Origin of the sequence: Butyricimonas faecihominis, from assembly GCF_033096445.1 — a bacterium.
GTDB lineage: Bacteria > Bacteroidota > Bacteroidia > Bacteroidales > Marinifilaceae > Butyricimonas > Butyricimonas faecihominis.
On the sequence record NZ_AP028155.1, the window covers coordinates 939,997 to 958,733 of the forward strand.

Sequence of the window (18,737 nt, forward strand, 5' to 3'; positions counted from 1 at the left end):
GCACATGAGGAATCTTGTACTTGTTACTTTTATATTTCTATTATCTATAAATTCCCTTTTTGCCCAGAAAAGAGAACATATACGTGTTGTGCCTAAATTGTCTCATTCTTACGTGTTACCATTGAAACATAACAAGACAGATTCTCTTTATCATACACGCCCTCAGCTCAAATATATTTATTTACGCTATAAAAATCAACATATCGATGATCCGCTTGTGCGTTATGCATTGGATAACTTGAAAAAAGAAAGAATGAAATATTATGAGTTATACAAGGCCATCAACACGTTAAGTGATTATGCTGAAAACGAACATATTAAATATATGCTCAATTACGTGAGAAACTACTTTGAAACGGTACAGGCAAAAGAAGAGGCAATTCGTCAAATTGAAGATCGTATTAAAAAAGACAGTGTTGATTTTTATAAAGAACACCCGGAAGATTCCGTACAATACGATAAACTGTTGAACCAAAACTTGAAGGCCTTACTCTCCTTTATGGATCAGGACGTGAATTACCAATGGTTGAAGGAAAAAAGTCGTGATTCCGTACAAATCACCTTGCTGTCAGCCTCTAACCGTCCTAGAAACCTGTGGCTTAATACCGGAAAAACACAATATTATCGTTTTATGGCAGAGAATTTTATTGGTGACACCATAGGTACTTGGGTAAAGGTTATGCCGCGAGGGAATCAACTGAAATTCTTCTTGGATGAAAATGTTTATCAATATCAGAAATATTCAGAGCCTAAAGAAATTGTTGAGGAATGTTTTCTGGAAGCCCCTGACTCAATGTATTTTGTACTATCGGAAATGAAAATTGGAAAAATAACCAAAAGGCGCTGGATGTACTATTCTGACGTAACCTTCTCTTTCGGGCAGGGTTTTATCAGTAGTAACTGGGCCAGTGGCGGTGAAAATTCTCTGTCTATTCTCTCCGATATAAAGTATTTTGCAACATATAAAAAGAATAACACAACGTGGGAAAACTCGATCCGTTATCGCTTGGGAGCCTTAAAAAGCGGTAGTGAAGATTTGAGTAAAAATGAAGATAAGCTGGAACTCCAATCAAAATTGGGAATAAAAGCTTTTAAACATTGGAACTACGCCACGCAGTTTGATATGAACACCGTGTTGTTCAAGACAAAGAATAATCCGGACAAAGAGGTTATTGCAGCCTTCTTGACTCCGGGAAATTTTACCTTATCTCTAGGTTTGGACTATAAACCCAAAAATAACATTTCTTTATACCTGTCCCCTATCGCCGGACAATGGGTATATATGCGTGATACAAACCTCGTTGCTCCCAGCCGTTACGGTTTGGAAATAGGGAAAAAATTTAAAAGTGATGCGGGTGCTAAAATTGAATTGAAAAACCAGCATGAACTTTTCAAGTTCTTGAAAATAGACAATCATCTGATTATATTTTCCAGTTACTATGAACAACCGGAAAAATTGACATTAGACTGGCGGTTAACGCTGAACTTTAAAATCAATTACTTCATGCAGACTTCCGTCTATGCTAATGCTGTTTATAACCAGAATGATTCGAAAAAAATACAATTGAAACAAACATTAAACTTAGGAGTATATTTTAGATTTTAAAGCATATGATGAATTTTGAATCCTGTGAGATCAATAATATCGTGATCCATGACATCGGCAATAAATACGAGGATGGAAAATTACGTCTCTCCGAATCTTGCTTTTTACCGGATGATATGGATGTTCACAACCTACTTAAAAGCTATTTTCTTGCACCTTTTAAGAAGGACGCCTATTACCGGTTTGCACCTATTGAAGATAATTTATATCACAATCTGGTGTACAATGCAGTTAATTCTATTTTCGAGGATAACACGAATTTTTACGAGGCTTCGTTGAATATCGCTCAACATTTATTCGACCAGTCAAACCATCCAAACATAAAAGCCGGAGAGTTATACATGGTCCATTTCAAGAATTGCGTGCTGGAAGAAGGCCCTTGTGATGCTATCGGTATTTTTAAATCAGAAACGAAAGATACTTTCTTGAAAATTATCATGAATGATAATAGCTATCAACTGGAAAGTGAATCGGGTATTAATATCAAAAAACTGGATAAAGCTTGTTTGGTCTTCAATGTCGAGAGTGAAAACGGTTACCGGGTAAGTATTTTGGATAAGACAAACTCCACGGAGGCTGTCTACTGGACGACCGATTTCTTGGGATTGGAACAATGCGAAGATAACTATTTCCAGACATCCAATTACTTGAAACTCTGCAAAGATTTTGTTCAAGAGGTTTATAATCAGGAAAATGATATTCCCAAAGCAGACCAAATCGATATGCTCAACCGTTCGATTGATTACTTCAAAAAAGCGGATACTTTCAATGAAAACTTGTTCAAAGAAGAAGTTGTTTCCGATCCGCAGATTATCGATGCTTTTGAGAATTTCAAAAACTATTATGAAGAAAAGAACGAACTTGCGTTAAAAGACCAGTTTGATGTATCAAATAGTGCGGTAAAAGACGAAAAAAGATACTTTAAACACGTGTTGAAATTGGACAAGAACTTTCACGTTTATATTCACGGACAAAAAAAATACATCGAGAAAGGGTATGACTCGGACCGGGATATGAATTATTACAAGCTGTATTTTAGAGAAGAAAACTAACACTTCCTGCCTATGAATAAAAAAATCAGGAGATTTGTTATCATATTAGGAGTACTGGCAATAATCTTTCTCGCTTGTGTGGGATTGGGATATTATTATATTCTGGCTCCAAACACGAGTGTCAAAGATGACGGTATTGTTTACTTGCGCGATAGTAGCACTATATCACAAGTGATTGATACCTTGCGACGACACGGGTACATCGAAAATGCACACACCCCCAGCGTGGTTGCGAGACTCAAACGTTTTTTTTCACCCGTGAAACCCGGAAGGTATAAAATTCAGGATGGGATGAATAATAACGAGTTGATCAACATGTTCCGTTCTGGTAACCAATACCCGGTTTACTTCACGTTTAATAATATGCGAACGCTGGCTGAATTTGCCGAGGAAGCTCATGAAGAATTAGGTACTTCCAAAGAAGAATTGCTAACGTTGCTGAAAGATTCTGATGTGCTTGCCGATTTAGGATTTGATTCTACCACGATCATGGCCATGTTTATCCCGAATACCTATCAGATCTATTGGAATACCCCGGCTCTTGATTTGTTGAAACGAATGAAAAAAGAATATCATCGTTTCTGGAATGAAAACCGGATGGCAAAAGCATCTGCAATTGGGCTTTCTCCGGAAGAAGTGATCACGTTAGCCTCTATCATCGAAGAAGAGACCGTGAAACCGGAAGAATACCCTGTCATCGCCGGTGTTTACATCAATCGGTTGAACCGGGGAATTAAATTGGATGCTTGTCCGACACTGAAATTCGTGTTGGGAGATTTCACGATAAGTCGTATTCTGGATCGTTATTTAAAGATTGATTCTCCTTATAATACATATATGTATGCCGGACTTCCCCCGGGACCGATCCGGATGGCTTCCATCAAGGTCATTGATAGTGTGTTGAATTATCAAAAACATGATTATCTGTATTTCTGCGCTAAAAGTGACTTTTCCGGGTATCATAATTTCTCGAAAACACTTCGACAGCATAATATTTATGCCCGGGAGTACCATCAAGAATTGAATAAACGGAAAATCTGGAGGTAAATGAAAGATTCTGAGATTGCTGATACTTGAGACTAAGTGATTGAAAACAAGCATTAGATCATGGGTGTGAATCACTTAATCTATAATCGCTAAATCACGAAATTAATAGGATCTAAAATCTAAAATTGAATATTTCTTTGTAAATCCGAAGGAAAGTAGTAACTTTGCGGGCGATAAATAAATTTTTATTACATTAATGTATTAATAAACAATCAGTTATGTTGAATCATTACGAAACCGTTTTCATCACAACTCCCGTTTTATCTGAAATACAGGTAAAGGAAGCGGTAGAAAAATTCAAGGCTGTTATTACCGAAAATGGCGGTAATATCGAGCACGAGGAGGCTTGGGGTCTACGCAAGCTGGCTTATCCAATCCAAAAGAAAACGACAGGTTTTTATCACTTAATCCAATTCGAAGGAGAAGGTACTCTAGTTGACAAACTGGAAACTTCTTACAGACGTGACGAAAAAGTGATTCGTTTCTTGACGTTCAGATTAGACAAGTATGCTTACGAGTATGCATTGAAAAGAAGAGCTAAAAATCAAGTAAAACAAGAGGAGAAATAAGCCATGGCACAGAACGAAAGCGAAATTAGATATTTAACCCCCCCAACGGTTGAAATCAAAAAGAAAAAGTACTGTCGATTCAAAAAAGCAAAAATCAAATTCATCGACTACAAGGATCCGGAATTTTTAAAGAAATTCTTGAATGAACAAGGAAAGATTCTTCCTAGAAGAATTACCGGAACTTCTGTAAAGTACCAAAAGAAAGTAGCAACCGCTGTGAAGAGAGCAAGACATCTTGCTTTGTTGCCCTACTTAACCGACTTGATGAAATAATTTTAAGGAAGGAGGACACAAATGGAGATAATATTATTGACAGATATAGCAAACTTAGGACATAAGGATGACATCGTTGATGTAAAACAAGGTTACGGACGTAACTACCTTATCCCTCAAGGTTACGCTATTTTAGCAACACCTTCTGCAAGAAAAGTTGTTGCAGAAAATTTAAGACAAAGAGCTCACAAAGAAGCTAAACTGAAAGCAGAGGCAGAAGAAATTGCAGCACAATTGGCTGAGGTTAAACTTACGATCGGAGCTAAAACCAGCTCTACCGGTAAGATCTTCGGTTCTGTTAACAGCATCATGATTTCTGAAAGTTTGAAGGAGAAAGGTTTCGACATCGACCGGAAGAAGATCGTGCTGAAAGATGTAAAAGAAATTGGAACTTACACCGCTCTTATCAAACTTCACAGAGAAGTGAAAGTTGATGTTGAGTTCGAAGTAGTTTCCGAATAATTAAAACGAGTCATTAACAAGACTTAAACGTATTTCCAAACATATTCCAAACGCTAAAAGCACCCCCAAAGGGTGCTTTTTTTGCGAAAAGTCTTATCTTTGTATATATTTTGGAAGGACATATATGAGTAAGCAGAGCATTGAGTTGAAAGGAATACGGGTTCACAACCTGAAAAATATAAATCTGAATATCAAGTTAAACCAGTTTGTCGTGATTACCGGAGTTTCCGGAAGCGGTAAATCTTCACTGGCTTTTGACACGTTATATGCAGAAGGACAAAGACGTTACGTGGAAAGCTTGTCTTCTTATGCGCGTCAGTTTTTGGGAAGATTGAACAAACCGGAATGTGACTACATTAAAGGAATTCCGCCAGCCGTGGCAATCGAGCAAAAAGTGAATACCTCGAATCCACGTTCAACCGTGGGAACATCCACGGAACTTTACGATTATATCAAACTGTTGTATGCCAGAATCGGTAAAACCTACTCCCCTATTTCGGGTGAAGAAGTTAAGCGCCATAGCGTGGATGACATTTACTCGTATATTCTGGAAGGGCATACCGATCAGACGGTTGTTATCATGGCAAAATTAGCCGAGACGACAAATGAAAATCTTCCTCTTTTGATTAGTCAAGGATTTTCGCGAATAAAATACGGGGATGAGTTTATACGAATTTCCGACTTGATCGAGAAAAATATTCCGGTAGACTCTTCGAAAGAGATGTTTCTCGTGATAGACCGGACCCGGATAAATGACGAGAAAGACACGGTATCCCGGATCAAGGATTCCGTTGAGACAGCCCTTTACGAGGGAAACGGTACTTGCTACATTGATATTGATGGAGTAACACGTTCGTTCTCAAATAAATTCGAGGCCGATGGTATCGAATTCCAAATACCGACCATTAACACGTTCAGCTTTAACTCCCCCATCGGAGCTTGTCCGAAATGTGAGGGATACGGGAAGATACTCGGGATCGACGAGGATCTCGTGGTCCCCAACAAATCATTAAGTGTTTACGATGATGCGGTTATGTGTTGGCGGGGAGAAAAAATGAGCGAATGGAAACATTTTTTCGTACAACACGCTCACAAGATAAATTTTCCGGTACATACCCCTTATTTTGAGCTGACGGCCAAGGAAAAAGATCTTCTTTGGAATAGTGAAAACGGGATATACGCGTTTTTTGAATACCTAGAGTCCAAAAAGTTTAAAATACAGAACCGTGTAATGATTGCCCGATACACGGGAAAGACCAAATGTCCGGTGTGTCAGGGAACTCGTTTGAAAAAAGAAGCCACGTACGTGAAAATAAACAATCATTCTATCACGGAACTCGTGGATATGCCCATCTCGGAACTGAAAGTCTATTTTGACAATCTTCAGTTATCCGAACACGATAAGACGATTGCCGCACGAGTACTTCCGGATATTCATAACCGGATTGATTTCCTGTTGGATGTTGGTCTTGGCTACTTGACACTGAATCGTTTATCCTCTTCATTATCCGGTGGAGAGTCGCAACGTATCAATCTGGCGACCTCGTTGGGTTCAGCTCTTGTCGGTTCCTTGTATATCTTGGATGAGCCGAGTATCGGGTTACATTCCCGGGACACGGATCGCTTGATACAGGTTCTTCATCGTCTTCGTGATATCGGTAACACCGTGGTGGTAGTCGAACATGACGAGGATATTATTAAAGCCGCGGATGAAATTATTGATGTTGGTCCCTTGGCCGGGAGATTGGGTGGAGAAATCGTGTACCAAGGAACACTGAAAAACTTGAAGAAAGCGGACACTCTTACGGCGGATTATATATATGGAAAAAAGAGTATTCCTGTTCCGGCAAAAAGAAGAAAATCAAATCGTTACATACTCCTTTCCGGTGCCACAGAAAATAACCTTAAGAATATTGATGTCAAAATTCCTTTGGGGATAATGACAGCCGTGACCGGGGTCAGTGGGTCGGGTAAGAGTACATTGATCAAAACGATACTGGTTCCCGCCTTGAAAAAATATTATGGGGATTACTCCGACTGTACAGGAAGTTTCAACCGCTTGAGCGGGGACGTGGATTCTATTCATGGAGTGGAATTTATTGACCAGAATCCGATTGGTAAATCTTCTCGTTCTAACCCGGTTACTTACCTGAAAGCGTGGGATGATATACGTAAAATATTTGCTGACGAAAAATTATCGAAATTGAACGGGTTCAAACCAGCTCATTTTTCTTTCAACGTACCGGGAGGTCGCTGTGAAGAGTGTCAGGGAGAAGGAATCATCAAGGTCGAGATGCAATTTATGGCAGATGTCTACTTGGAATGTGAACATTGTAAAGGAAAACGTTTCAAGGATGAAGTGCTGGAAGTAAAATACAAGGGATTGAATATATACGATATTTTAGAGATGACCGTGAACCAAGCAGTTGAATTTTTCTCTTCCGGGACAAGTCATAGTGAGCGAAGTATCGTTAGCAAACTGCAAAAATTAATCGATGTCGGTTTGGGATATATAAAATTAGGTCAGGCATCCAGCACGTTGAGTGGTGGAGAAAGCCAGCGAGTAAAACTGGCTTACCATCTTAGTCAGGAAAATGCGGAACCTACCCTTTTCGTGTTTGATGAACCGACCACGGGATTGCATTTTCATGATATTCATAAATTGATGGATTCTCTAAATGCCTTGATAGAACGAGGACATACGGTGTTGATCATAGAACACAACATGGACGTGATCAAATGTGCCGATAATATTATAGACTTGGGACCGGAAGGAGGAAATGAAGGCGGGTATCTCGTTTTCGAAGGGACACCGGAGGAATTGATAACGTGTGAAACCTCTTATACCGGAAAATATCTTGCAGAAAAATTGCAAGAAAATAAATAACAGATATGCTCATTTGGAATATTTAAATATGAAGAAGTTAATAGATTTCACTGTTACTGAGAACAAAAGATTAAATCACGACACCATTTTACTGGTGTTACATTCGGATGAATTACCAGAAATTCAGCCGGGACAATTCGTGAACGTGCGGGTGGATCATTCTCCCTCGACTTTTTTAAGAAGACCGATCTCCGTGCATGACGTGGATGAATCACGCGGGTTACTTTACCTTTTTATCAAAATCGTGGGATGTGGAACGTCAACCTTGGGCGAATTACAAATTGGTGATAAAGTGAACGTGATGCTACCTCTTGGTAATCATTTTTCTATCCCGACTTCCGGTAGACCTTTGCTTATCGGTGGTGGTTGTGGGGTGGCTCCCATGTTACATTTGTCCCGGATCATGAAAGCACAGGGTTTATCGCCTGTCGTGCTGATCGGCACCCGAACAGATAAAGATATTCTTCGGAAAGAAGAGTACGAAAAATATGCTACGGTATACTATACAACTGAAGATGGTTCCTTCGGGGAAAAAGGATATGTCACGCAACATTCCGTTTTGAAAGAAAAATTCGATCATATCTTTTGTTGTGGTCCGGAAGTGATGATGAAAGCAGTTGCGGGGTATGCGAACCAAAATAATATCAATTGTGAAGTATCCTTGGAAAACACAATGGCTTGCGGTATCGGAGCATGCCTCTGTTGTGTAACCGACACGAAAGAAGGTCACAAATGCGTGTGTACGGAAGGTCCTATTTTCAATATAAAAGATTTAAAATGGCAGATTTAAATATAAATATCAACGGCTTACCCCTGAAAAATCCCGTGTTGACAGCATCCGGAACCTTCGGGTATGGAACTGAATTTCAAGATTTTATTGATTTAGAACGTCTAGGCGGGTTCATCGTGAAAGGAACAACGTTAAAACATCGTGAAGGAAACCCTTATCCCCGGATGGCCGAAACTCCTTCCGGAATGTTGAATGCCGTGGGATTACAGAATAAAGGTGTAGACTATTTCATCGAGCATATTTACCCGACGATAAAAGACATAAACAGTAATATACTGGTGAATGTATCCGGTTCAACTATTTCTGATTATGTTGCCACGGCAGAAAAAATCAACGCTTTGGATCATATTCCGGCAATCGAACTGAATATTTCTTGTCCTAACGTGAAAGAAGGTGGTATGGCTTTCGGAACAAGTTGTGTTTCGGCGGCTGAAGTAGTCAAGGAAGTTCGGAAAGTCTATAAAAAACACTTAATGGTCAAATTATCTCCTAATGTCACGAGTATACAGGAAATTGCTTTGGCCGTGGAAGGTGCCGGTGCAGATTCTGTATCACTTATCAACACGTTGATGGGGATGGCGGTCAATGTAAAAACTCGAAAACCTGTATTGAGTACAGTTACAGGAGGATTGAGCGGCCCCTGCGTGAAACCTGTCGCACTTCGTATGGTTTGGCAAGTTGCCAAAGTCGTGAAAATTCCTGTAGTTGGTTTGGGGGGAATAAGTTGTGCCAATGATGCGATAGAATTTTTATTGGCCGGAGCCTCGGCCATACAGATCGGTACAGCAAACTTTATCGATCCGACAGTAACGATAAAAGTGATTGACGGAATTAACGATTACTTGGATCGAAACGGTTTCAAGTCTGTAAAAGAAATTATCGGCTTGATATAAGAAATAGGAAACAAAAAAGGATGAAGTCAAAAGTCGATAAAATCGAATGGACTTTTGACTCATTTTTTTTACTCTTTTTCGTAGTCTTCAAAACTACCATCTTCAAAAAACAATATAATCCGTTTTATTTTTTTTGTTTGTTTCGTTAAAGACCTGACGGATGTTATTGGATCTCTAGTTTCTTCCAATTTTACATTTTTATCGGACATAACAGGTGTATTTTGTTTTTCTGTCGGTTCCATATCAAATAATGTAGGCTCGGTTATCACCGGATTTTTTTCTTCTTGTATAGGAGAATTATCCATTGATCCGTTTCCTGTGATTAACCAAGTCAGATTGAGGTCCGGAAATGTTTTAGCAATATTATTGATAATATCAAAACCGGGTTTATTCCTGCCTGCAAGAATATGGGAAATTGTAGAAGCGTTTACTCCAATCATGGCCGCAAACTTTGTTGCGGTCAATCCTTTTTTCTCGATAATTTGATTCAAACGTTCTTGCATAAACCTTTTATTTTTGTAAAATCAAGATTTACAAATGTAATCATTCGAGTTGAGAAATCAAAATTACATTTGTAATGCACGAAAATTACAGATGTAATCAGTAAATCATCGTGATATTTGTCAAGCTATGTTTTATTAGTGTAAGATTCTTGTTATCAATACAATTGATCTCATTTGTACCTGTTTGTTGTATGATATGTACTAATGTATGTTTTAATCTTTAATAATCAGTGATTTAAGTGCTGGAAAAAGGAGAAACTTAGCTTGTAGCTAAACTTTATATTGAAAGATAATATGCATTGAATATCAATGTATTAATTATTACATTTAAATTTAATTAACACTGAATATGTTCTAATCTTCTTATTACGGTTAAATTATCATTAAATATAAACATGATGTACAATGTATTTATTTATTGGTATTCAGCACAACAACTACAGTTGTTTACAAGTGTTAACCTGTAAAAAGCCTTAGATTCACTGACTCTTGTAATGATTATATTTGCGATCTCCCCTTTCCTTTCTTCATTATTTTATATATTACAAATGTAAATTCAAATCTATGCCATTTCGATGTTACAGATGTAATTTCCTTCTGTTTTGTTATATTCAACAAAAACTCTACATTTGGAAAATAAAAAAATATAGTCATGAATATACCAGAGAAATTAATCGAATTAAGACGCATTATGGATCGAGAAAATATTGCGGCTTATATCATATCCGGAACAGATCCTCACAATAGCGAATATCTTCCCGCTCCATGGCAACAGAGAAAATGGATTTCCGGTTTTACCGGGTCATATGGTACTGTCGTGGTCACGAAAAACGAGGCTGGATTGTGGACTGACACCCGCTATTTTATCCAAGCAGAGAAAGAATTGGTCGGTTCCGGCATAAAACTCCATAAATTGCGTATTCCCGGTGCTGTAGATTATCCTCAATGGTTGGCTGAAGTGCTTGAATCTGGAACTAAAGTAGGAATTGATGGCTTTTGTATGTCTGTTAGTGATGTACGTAACCTGAAAAACGCATTAAGCCCTAAAAATATAACTATCCAGGAGCAAATAGATTTGCTGGGAGAAATGTGGTTTGATCGTCCGGCTCTTCCCGTGGAGAAAATAATTCGTTTGGATACAAAATATGTCGGGGAATCTGCCGGAGAACGAATAGGTAAAATTCGTGAGTTTATATGCGATAATCATGGTGATGCCATGTTATTCAGTTGTTTGGATGAAATTGCTTGGTTATATAATATCCGTTGTAACGATATTGCCTATAACCCGGTAGCCATTTCTTACGCCATTGTAGAAAAGGATAAAGCTCATTTATTCATCAAATTAGACAAGATTTCTCAAGAAATAGAACAACAATTGGCAGAAGATGGGATCGAGTTACATGATTACCATCATTTGTTCCTATTTCTGGATGCACAGAATAAAGAAAACACGTATTTCGTGGACACTAATACTTGCAACTATGCTGTTTTTAATCATCTGGCGAAAAAATTCGAGGTACATGAAATCGAATCACCTATTCCCTTACTGAAGGCTGTAAAAAATACAACTGAGTTGGAAGGATTTAGATTAGCTTGCCGGAAAGATGGAGTTGCGTTGTCTAAATTCTATTATTGGCTGGAAAATAGATTATCACAACAACCTGTAACAGAACTGGAGGCAGCAGAACAATTAACTTGGTTCCGCTCTCAAGATAAGGAATACGTGTCGGATAGTTTTGGGTGTATTTCGGCCTATGGTCCTAATGCAGCCCTGCCACACTATTCCGCAACCCCGGAACAACAATCGGAAATACATCCCAAAGGATTATATCTTGTGGATTCCGGCGCTCAATATATGCACGGTACGACGGATATAACTCGTACGATGCCGTTGGGAGAATTGACAGAATTGGAAAAAGAGGATTACACGCTTGTTTTAAAGGGTATGATTGATCTTAGTATGCTATATTTCCCGAAAGGATCGAAAGGATGTAATATTGATATAGTTGCTAGATTGCCATTATACATGAATCTTCGAAATTTTGGACATGGAACCGGACATGGTGTAGGATATTTTCTCAATGTACACGAGGGACCGCAATCCATTCGCCCGGATTTAAAGAATCAAGAAATGTTGCCGGGTATGGTAACCTCTAACGAACCGGGATTGTACCGGGAAGGTTTACATGGAATCCGTCACGAGAACTTGATCGTGTGCCAGCCCAAAGCGGTGAATGAATTTGGAGAATTCTATCAATTTGAAACAATAACTCTTTGTTATTTCGATACTTCTGCTCTATTAATTCAACTTTTAAATCAAAAGGAAATCGATTGGTTAAATGCTTATAATGAACGGGTTTATCAAGAAGTATCTCCTTATCTTGAAGAACGGGAAAGGATTTGGTTGCGAAATAAGACAAAAGCAATTTGATAAGAATTAAGCAGGAGTTTGTTTCGAGATAAGTCACCATAAACGAATTATAGCCGTTTCCCCTACGTTTGAAACACGTGTGATGAAACGGCTATAAATTGTAGGGTTAATGTGTGCAAACTTTTAGTCGTAACTTATGTTTTTGTTTAAACCCAATTAATTCATACAAATCCTTTAAAATATAAAGCCGGAAGAAAAAACTTCCGGCTTTATATTTTAAGAATTCTTACTACTTTGTATAAGTATCGTAATCTCCTTCTTGTAATACAAGAAAATTAGTGTAGTTCGTACCTGTAATCGCAGCAGCTGCAATAACTTTATATCTTCCAGAAGCAAGTTCTGTTGATGAACTAGATAACAAATCGCTCACGTTAAGAACAAGTTTGTAGTACCCCTCGTACTGTCCATTCATTTCAGGTTCTACTTTCTTTAAGTCAGTTTCACTCCAGTATTTTGATCCATATTTAGAAAGATCATAACTATCTTTTTGCAAGAAAATGTAATAATAATCAGCTTCTTCTGCTAACTTAAAATAAGCGGTAATTTTTCCATCATCACCACATTCAATTTTTGATTCTAATGCCCCCATCCCTTTGGAAGCAGAAAGACTAAACCAACTTTCAGCAGCTTCCCCTGCGCCATTTACTGCTTTAATCGTATACTGCCCAGTTACCTCTGTTAATTCTTTTGCAAGCAATATTTGAGTACTCGCATCGGTTTGAACAGCTTGTTTCGCATACCCTTCAATATCTTTCAAAGAAACATTTGTTTTCCCATTAGAAACTTGACATCCTCCACTCATGGGTTCGTTTGCAGAGATTGTTACCATTGGAAAAAAACTTGGAGTTGAAGTGTTGTTAACTTGAATAATATATCCTCCTCCTACAACTTGAAAATCTGGATCGTCACTATCCAAACAAGATGTCATTGCGAAAGCCGCAACCAATAAAATTACGTACTGTTTTAAATTTAAGATTGTCTTCATTTTTAGTTGTTTTATAGTTTTAAATATTCCATGATTATCACCACATATTTTCATTTCACACTGCGAAGATTCGCAAAAAAACAATACGATGCAAAAAAAAAGACAGCTTTTTAGCTGATAATGGTTTTTTTTCATTTTTTTCGCGTAGTGAACGCAACCATTTACAAAATAGCGCATCTAAGCAATAGTTATCAATGTGTAATTTGGACAAAATAGTAGACCGATGCAAAAAGGGAGACAGAAAAGCGGGAGAACAACTTTACCATATGTTCTCGGCTAAAATGTTTGCCGTATGTATCCAATACTCCAAATCACGCGAAGAGGCGGAAGATAATTTGCAAGATGGTTTTATCAAAGTGTTGGAGTCCATTGGCCAATACAAGGGAAAAGGATCTTTCGAAGGTTGGATGAAGCGCATTTTCATCAACACGGCGTTAGAGAAATTCAGAAAAAATCGATCCGTGCAAGTTGTCGAAGAAGTTCCGGAAGTGGTGGATGAAGATGATGTTGATGATGACGTGAGCATACCTCCCGAGGTGCTGTTCGAGTTTGTCAATCAATTACCGGAGAAATACCGGCTGGTCTTCAACTTGTATGTCATGGAAGACATGCAACACAAGGAGATAGCAGCATTACTAGGTATATCCGACGGTACATCGAAATCTAACCTGGCACGGGCGAAAGAAATTTTGAAAAGGAAGATAAATGCATATTTGAGAGATGAGTGAGAAGATTGAGAAATTATTTAAAAACGCTTTGGAACAAGTTTCCGTTGAACCTCCAGCACGAGTGTGGGAAGGAATAAACTCCCATTTCGTGATGAAGCAAAGACGTCTAAGGCGAATTTACACGTATAGTGGTATTGCTGCAGCGGTAATATTATTGTTCGGCGTGGGATTTTTCATGCAAAGCAAACATCCAAACATCTATACTCCGACATCTGTTGCCACTCTAAACTCAAACATTAACAATCAGGATAATAATAAGATACTAGCATTTACTTCTACCCCTCATTCAATACCAGAAATAAAGAAGAAAAGAGAAGAATATACCGTAGAGCATCTTGCTCCGGTTCCGGTTTCTACCTCCACTTTAACCAGTTTGGAGAACGAGCAGCCGGAAGGTGATTTGAAAAAAACATCCGTTCGTGCAGGGTTTATCCCTTTGGTAAATCAAAATGCGATAGAAAATCAACGTAAATACACGGAACTTTTGGATGGGAAAAATACACCCACGGTAAAGACTACCAATAAAGTAAAATCAGAAGATGCTAAAATGTTTACTGTAGGTGGATATGTCTCTCCCGGATATTCGTCCGGGAGCTATAAAACGAGTGGAACAAATGCCCGCTCCGCCCAGTATGAAAGTAGCCAGATGAGTGGTATTTTTAATGTAGGTGGAGGGTTGACTTTCGCCGTAAAACCGACTAAACGAATCTCTATAGAAACCGGTTTAGGGTATTCCCGTATGGGACAAAAGACGGATGATGCACAAGTGTATGTGCCTCGTTCCGATATGGTGTCATATAATGCTAACACTCATGCCTATACCCCACTTGGTAGCGTAAAAAACAAAGCCAATGCAACCGTTTCCTCTCCCGAAACCTTTGTTTCATTAAAAACAGAACAAGATGAAGACGGAAGTATCGAGCAGCAATTCGATGCTATTGAGATTCCTTTAATTTTCCGTTATCATTTGAATGATAATAGAGTAAAATTTAGTGTATTAGGTGGGTTTGGTGCCAGTTTTATGGTACGTAACCATACTTACGTGAATTACAATGGGAAGAAAGAATTTATGGGAGAAGCCGAGGACATTAGAACGTTTAATATCAGTACGAATATCGGCTTCGGTATCGAGTATCCCCTTTCAAAATCAATCCACATAAAAGTGGAACCGGGATTCAAATATTATTTACAATCCTTGAGTAAGAGTGCAGAAATTGATTTTAAACCTTACTCGTTCACGTTCTCCACTGGAATCGGAATTAATTTCTAATTAATATTTACGATTTAATATCTCGCTGGAAATTATCGCTTGACGAATATCAAAATCAAAATGTTCGGTAATTGAATTATTTGGTTGCTCGTTAGACTCTTCTTCTTCCTTAAAGAGAATAGCTTCTTTTTTATTTCTTCCCCTTCTTGCTTGTTGTAGTTGCTCAAGCATGGCATAACGTTCTTCATCTGTTTTACCAAAATTATTCACGTTTATCTCTCTCCCCGCTCTTTCTACAAGTTCATCGCTATTTGATATCGGAGCAAAAACAGGCTCCGGAGATGGGATTTCCGGTTCTTGTGAAATCACGACAATCTCATCATCCAAATCATCATGTTCTTCTTCCGGAAGATGAAATTCGGGAGGTGTATTTTTTGCTTTTTTCTCCTTGGAAGCCTTAAACCAGCCTATTGCACTCGCACCTAACGTCAACAGTAAGTAAACAATTAAATCAACACCTTTATCGCTCATAATATCAACAAATAAATTATTCCGAAACCTTTAATAATATCCAATTATTTATCAAATATACTGTTTTTTTGAACACGTAAAAACGATCGCAAGAAAAATATTGCACGAAACGCTTTTTTATATAAAAAAATAATATTCTTTTTTTACCTTTGTCTGCAAGTAATATTACGTTTGGAACAATAAAAATTAAATATCCGGATGAGAACGAAAAGAGCATTAATCAGTGTATTTGACAAAAGTGGGATTGTTGATTTTGCTAAATCGCTAAATTCTATGGGTTGGGAGATTATTTCTACTGGGGGAACCTCTAAGAAATTGAAAGAAGAGGGACTACAGGTGAAAGATATTTCAGATTTAACCCAATTCCCCGAGTGTTTTGACGGAAGAGTGAAAACCCTTCACCCGAATGTTGAGGGAGGTATCTTAGCGATACGAGACAACGAGAAACATAAGCAACAGATGGCCGAACTTGGGATTGAACCTATTGATATGGTCGTTTGTAATCTATATCCTTTCAAGGAAACCATTCTTAAAACAGGAGTTTCACACGAAGAAATTATCGAGAATATCGATATTGGCGGGCCGACTATGATTCGGGCGGCAGCGAAGAATTATCCTTTCGTGACGGTGATTACAGATCCGGAAGATTACACGAAAGTAATCGAGGAAATTCAAGCTCATGGAGATACTTCACTTGAAACCAAAGAGCTATTAGCAGCTAAAGTGTTTATTCATACTTCACACTATGATGCTCTAATAGCCAACTATTTCTCTAAACGATTGAATATACAATCCCCGAAGACCTTGACCTTAACGTTCGAAAAGAAACAAGATCTTCGTTATGGAGAAAATCCACACCAGTCAGCTACTTTCTATACCCAAATTCAGGAGACAGAGGGTACGTTGACCGGGGCGGTTCAGTTACATGGCAAAGAATTATCTTATAATAATATCGGTGACACCGACGGGGCTTTAGAAACCTTGAAAGAGTTCGAAGAACCGACAGTTGTAGCTGCAAAACACGCAAATCCTTGTGGTGTTGGTAGTGCCGCTACTCTTGCTGAGGCCTTCAAGAAAGCTTACGAGGCTGATCCTGTTTCTATTTTTGGTGGAATCATCGCGGTAAACCGGGAAGTAGATAAGGCTACGGCAGAAGTCATGTCCCCTATTTTCTTGGAAGTGATTGTAGCTCCTTCTTTCTCGGAAGAAGCTTTAGCAATTCTTACCAAAAAGAAAAATCTGAGATTATTACAGGTATCAAATATTAGTAAAAGAGATTATACTTCTCCCAAAGCAAAAACCGTATTGGGAGGTCTGTTGATTCAAGATATGGACCAACAGTTGCTTGATGGTGAATTGAAATACGTTACCAATCGTCGTCCTTCGGAAAAAGAACTAGAAGACTTGTTGTTTGCATGGAAAGTTGTCAAGCATACTAAATCTAATGCAATTGCGATTGCAAAAGACAAATGCACCACGGGAGTTGGTCCGGGACAAGTAAGCCGAATCTGGGCATTGGAAAATGCCATTCGTCAAGGCGGGGAGCGAATTGCGGGGAGCGTGATGGCATCGGATGCCTTCTTCCCTTTCGCTGATTGTGTTGAGGCTGCCCACAAAGCCGGCATCACCGCGATCATTCAACCGGGCGGATCTATCCATGATCAGGATTCGATTGATGCGGCCAACAAGTATAATATTGCGATGATTTTTACTGGAATGAGACACTTCAAACATTAATTGATTATGGGTTTGTTTTCTTTTTTAACACAAGATATAGCGATCGACTTGGGGACGGCGAACACGATCATCATCATGAATGACAAGATGGTTGTAAACGAGCCATCCATTGTTGCCGTCGATAAAAAAACAGAGAAGGTAATTGCTATTGGTGAGAGAGCTCGCCAAATGCAGGGTAAGACACACGAGTATATAAAGACCATTCGCCCGTTGAGAGATGGTGTGATCGCGGACTTTAACGCTGCAGAACAAATGATTCGGGGTATGATCAAGATGGCAAACGGAAAGAGCAAGTTCTTCTCTCCTTCTTTGCGTATTGTGGTTTGCATACCTTCCGGAAGTACAGAGGTTGAACTACGTGCCGTACGAGACTCTGCCGAACACGCCGGAGGACGTGATGTCTATATGATTTACGAGCCGATGGCTGCCGCTTTGGGTATCGGCTTGGACGTGGAAGCCCCGGAAGGTAACATGATCGTGGATATAGGTGGTGGTACCACGGAGATCGCCGTGATTTCTTTGGGAGGTATCGTTACGAATAAGTCCATCCGTATTGCGGGTGATGACTTGACGGATGATATTCAGGAATACATGAGACATCAACACAATATCAAGATTGGGGAACGTACAGCAGAAGAAATTAAAATTCATGTCGGTTCAGCTTTGTCCGAACTGGATGAACCTCCTGCCGACTTCGTGGTGCAAGGACCGAATCAGATGACTTCTCTTCCGGTTGAAGTACCTGTTTCCTATCAGGAGATAGCTCATTGTATAGAGAAATCCATTTCTAAAATTGAAATTGCAATCTTGGCCGCTTTGGAACAGACGCCTCCCGAGTTGTATGCAGACATTGTGAACAAAGGAATATACTTGGCCGGTGGTGGTGCATTGTTGCGCGGGTTGGATAAACGTTTGACCGACAAGCTGAACATTCCATTCCATATTGCTGAAGATCCATTGCGAGCCGTGGCCAGAGGTACGGGAATTGCATTAAAGAACGTGGACAGGTTCTCATTCCTTATAAGATAGTGAT

General features: G+C 38.9%; 17 protein-coding genes. 14 read left to right on the top strand and 3 right to left on the bottom strand.

All coding sequences use genetic code 11. The features are described 5' to 3' along the window. Positions 1-4 precede the first annotated feature (4 nt). The 9 genes from R8806_RS03870 to R8806_RS03910 all read left to right on the top strand — a co-directional run bounded on the left by R8806_RS03870 (position 5) and on the right by R8806_RS03910 (position 9,579). Entirely contained in the window at positions 5-1,606 is a 1,602-nt protein-coding gene (locus tag R8806_RS03870; protein ID WP_124317067.1) for a DUF3078 domain-containing protein, read from the top strand. Positions 1,607-1,611: 5 nt separating this feature from the next. Then, positions 1,612-2,658, top strand: a complete 1,047-nt coding sequence (locus tag R8806_RS03875; RefSeq protein ID WP_087420228.1) for a nucleoid-associated protein — start codon at positions 1,612-1,614, stop codon at positions 2,656-2,658. 12 nt (positions 2,659-2,670) lie between these two features. After that, entirely contained in the window at positions 2,671-3,705 is a 1,035-nt protein-coding gene (gene mltG, locus R8806_RS03880; protein ID WP_124317066.1) for an endolytic transglycosylase MltG, read from the top strand. 221 nt (positions 3,706-3,926) lie between these two features. Then, positions 3,927-4,274 carry a 30S ribosomal protein S6 gene (rpsF, locus tag R8806_RS03885; protein WP_027202443.1) on the top strand — a complete coding sequence of 116 codons (348 nt, stop codon included), beginning with the start codon at positions 3,927-3,929 and terminating at the stop codon, positions 4,272-4,274. Between the two features lie 3 nt (positions 4,275-4,277). Then, positions 4,278-4,547 (top strand): 30S ribosomal protein S18, encoded by a 270-nt coding sequence (gene rpsR / locus R8806_RS03890; protein ID WP_018336357.1) that lies wholly within the window; start codon positions 4,278-4,280, stop codon positions 4,545-4,547. 21 nt (positions 4,548-4,568) lie between these two features. Continuing rightward, a complete protein-coding gene (rplI, locus tag R8806_RS03895; protein ID WP_087420231.1) occupies positions 4,569-5,009 on the top strand; it encodes a 50S ribosomal protein L9 in 441 nt (146 codons plus the stop codon). 124 nt (positions 5,010-5,133) lie between these two features. Continuing rightward, positions 5,134-7,896, top strand: a complete 2,763-nt coding sequence (gene uvrA, locus R8806_RS03900) for an excinuclease ABC subunit UvrA (RefSeq protein ID WP_124317065.1) — start codon at positions 5,134-5,136, stop codon at positions 7,894-7,896. Between the two features lie 28 nt (positions 7,897-7,924). After that, the gene (locus R8806_RS03905) at positions 7,925-8,686 is read left to right on the top strand and encodes a dihydroorotate dehydrogenase electron transfer subunit (RefSeq protein ID WP_087420233.1); all 762 of its coding nucleotides are present in this window, start codon (positions 7,925-7,927) and stop codon (positions 8,684-8,686) included. Further along, positions 8,674-9,579 (top strand): dihydroorotate dehydrogenase, encoded by a 906-nt coding sequence (locus tag R8806_RS03910; RefSeq protein WP_124317064.1) that lies wholly within the window; start codon positions 8,674-8,676, stop codon positions 9,577-9,579. The genes R8806_RS03905 and R8806_RS03910 overlap by 13 nt, the downstream gene beginning before the upstream one ends. 68 nt (positions 9,580-9,647) lie before the next feature. On the opposite strand, the gene R8806_RS03915 is transcribed toward R8806_RS03910, so the two are convergent. Continuing rightward, positions 9,648-10,082 (bottom strand): helix-turn-helix domain-containing protein, encoded by a 435-nt coding sequence (locus R8806_RS03915; protein WP_124317063.1) that lies wholly within the window; start codon positions 10,080-10,082, stop codon positions 9,648-9,650. 652 nt (positions 10,083-10,734) lie between these two features. On the opposite strand from R8806_RS03915, the gene R8806_RS03920 reads away from it, so the two are divergent. Further along, positions 10,735-12,513 (top strand): aminopeptidase P family protein, encoded by a 1,779-nt coding sequence (locus R8806_RS03920; RefSeq protein ID WP_124318263.1) that lies wholly within the window; start codon positions 10,735-10,737, stop codon positions 12,511-12,513. Positions 12,514-12,742: 229 nt separating this feature from the next. Here the strand turns inward: R8806_RS03920 and R8806_RS03925 are convergent, their stop codons facing one another. Next, the gene (locus R8806_RS03925) at positions 12,743-13,498 is read right to left on the bottom strand and encodes a hypothetical protein (RefSeq protein ID WP_124318262.1); all 756 of its coding nucleotides are present in this window, start codon (positions 13,496-13,498) and stop codon (positions 12,743-12,745) included. Positions 13,499-13,692: 194 nt separating this feature from the next. On the opposite strand from R8806_RS03925, the gene R8806_RS03930 reads away from it, so the two are divergent. Continuing rightward, a complete protein-coding gene (locus R8806_RS03930; RefSeq protein ID WP_087420238.1) occupies positions 13,693-14,226 on the top strand; it encodes an RNA polymerase sigma factor in 534 nt (177 codons plus the stop codon). Next, positions 14,219-15,496, top strand: a complete 1,278-nt coding sequence (locus R8806_RS03935; protein WP_124316099.1) for an outer membrane beta-barrel protein — start codon at positions 14,219-14,221, stop codon at positions 15,494-15,496. The genes R8806_RS03930 and R8806_RS03935 overlap by 8 nt, the downstream gene beginning before the upstream one ends. On the opposite strand, the gene R8806_RS03940 is transcribed toward R8806_RS03935, so the two are convergent. After that, the gene (locus R8806_RS03940; RefSeq protein ID WP_124316098.1) at positions 15,497-15,967 is read right to left on the bottom strand and encodes a hypothetical protein; all 471 of its coding nucleotides are present in this window, start codon (positions 15,965-15,967) and stop codon (positions 15,497-15,499) included. A 198-nt stretch (positions 15,968-16,165) separates the two neighbouring features. On the opposite strand from R8806_RS03940, the gene purH reads away from it, so the two are divergent. Next, positions 16,166-17,704 carry a bifunctional phosphoribosylaminoimidazolecarboxamide formyltransferase/IMP cyclohydrolase gene (gene purH, locus R8806_RS03945; RefSeq protein ID WP_124316097.1) on the top strand — a complete coding sequence of 513 codons (1,539 nt, stop codon included), beginning with the start codon at positions 16,166-16,168 and terminating at the stop codon, positions 17,702-17,704. 6 nt (positions 17,705-17,710) lie between these two features. Continuing rightward, complete coding sequence (locus tag R8806_RS03950) at positions 17,711-18,733, top strand: rod shape-determining protein (protein WP_027202431.1); 1,023 nt, start codon at positions 17,711-17,713, stop codon at positions 18,731-18,733. Positions 18,734-18,737: the final 4 nt, after the last annotated feature.

Excerpts from the sequence above, each read along its gene's own strand:
- R8806_RS03920 (WP_124318263.1), top strand. The coding sequence starts at position 10,735 with ATGAATATACCAGAGAAATTAATCGAATTAAGACGCATTATGGATCGA.
- purH (WP_124316097.1), top strand. The coding sequence starts at position 16,166 with ATGAGAACGAAAAGAGCATTAATCAGTGTATTTGACAAAAGTGGGATT.
- R8806_RS03925 (WP_124318262.1), bottom strand. The coding sequence starts at position 13,498 with ATGAAGACAATCTTAAATTTAAAACAGTACGTAATTTTATTGGTTGCG.
- R8806_RS03940 (WP_124316098.1), bottom strand. The coding sequence starts at position 15,967 with ATGAGCGATAAAGGTGTTGATTTAATTGTTTACTTACTGTTGACGTTA.
- mltG (WP_124317066.1), top strand. The coding sequence starts at position 2,671 with ATGAATAAAAAAATCAGGAGATTTGTTATCATATTAGGAGTACTGGCA.
- rplI (WP_087420231.1), top strand. The coding sequence starts at position 4,569 with ATGGAGATAATATTATTGACAGATATAGCAAACTTAGGACATAAGGAT.
- R8806_RS03870 (WP_124317067.1), top strand. The coding sequence starts at position 5 with ATGAGGAATCTTGTACTTGTTACTTTTATATTTCTATTATCTATAAAT.
- R8806_RS03915 (WP_124317063.1), bottom strand. The coding sequence starts at position 10,082 with ATGCAAGAACGTTTGAATCAAATTATCGAGAAAAAAGGATTGACCGCA.
- rpsR (WP_018336357.1), top strand. The coding sequence starts at position 4,278 with ATGGCACAGAACGAAAGCGAAATTAGATATTTAACCCCCCCAACGGTT.
- R8806_RS03905 (WP_087420233.1), top strand. The coding sequence starts at position 7,925 with ATGAAGAAGTTAATAGATTTCACTGTTACTGAGAACAAAAGATTAAAT.
- R8806_RS03875 (WP_087420228.1), top strand. The coding sequence starts at position 1,612 with ATGATGAATTTTGAATCCTGTGAGATCAATAATATCGTGATCCATGAC.
- R8806_RS03930 (WP_087420238.1), top strand. The coding sequence starts at position 13,693 with ATGTGTAATTTGGACAAAATAGTAGACCGATGCAAAAAGGGAGACAGA.
- R8806_RS03935 (WP_124316099.1), top strand. The coding sequence starts at position 14,219 with ATGAGTGAGAAGATTGAGAAATTATTTAAAAACGCTTTGGAACAAGTT.
- R8806_RS03950 (WP_027202431.1), top strand. The coding sequence starts at position 17,711 with ATGGGTTTGTTTTCTTTTTTAACACAAGATATAGCGATCGACTTGGGG.
- uvrA (WP_124317065.1), top strand. The coding sequence starts at position 5,134 with ATGAGTAAGCAGAGCATTGAGTTGAAAGGAATACGGGTTCACAACCTG.
- R8806_RS03910 (WP_124317064.1), top strand. The coding sequence starts at position 8,674 with ATGGCAGATTTAAATATAAATATCAACGGCTTACCCCTGAAAAATCCC.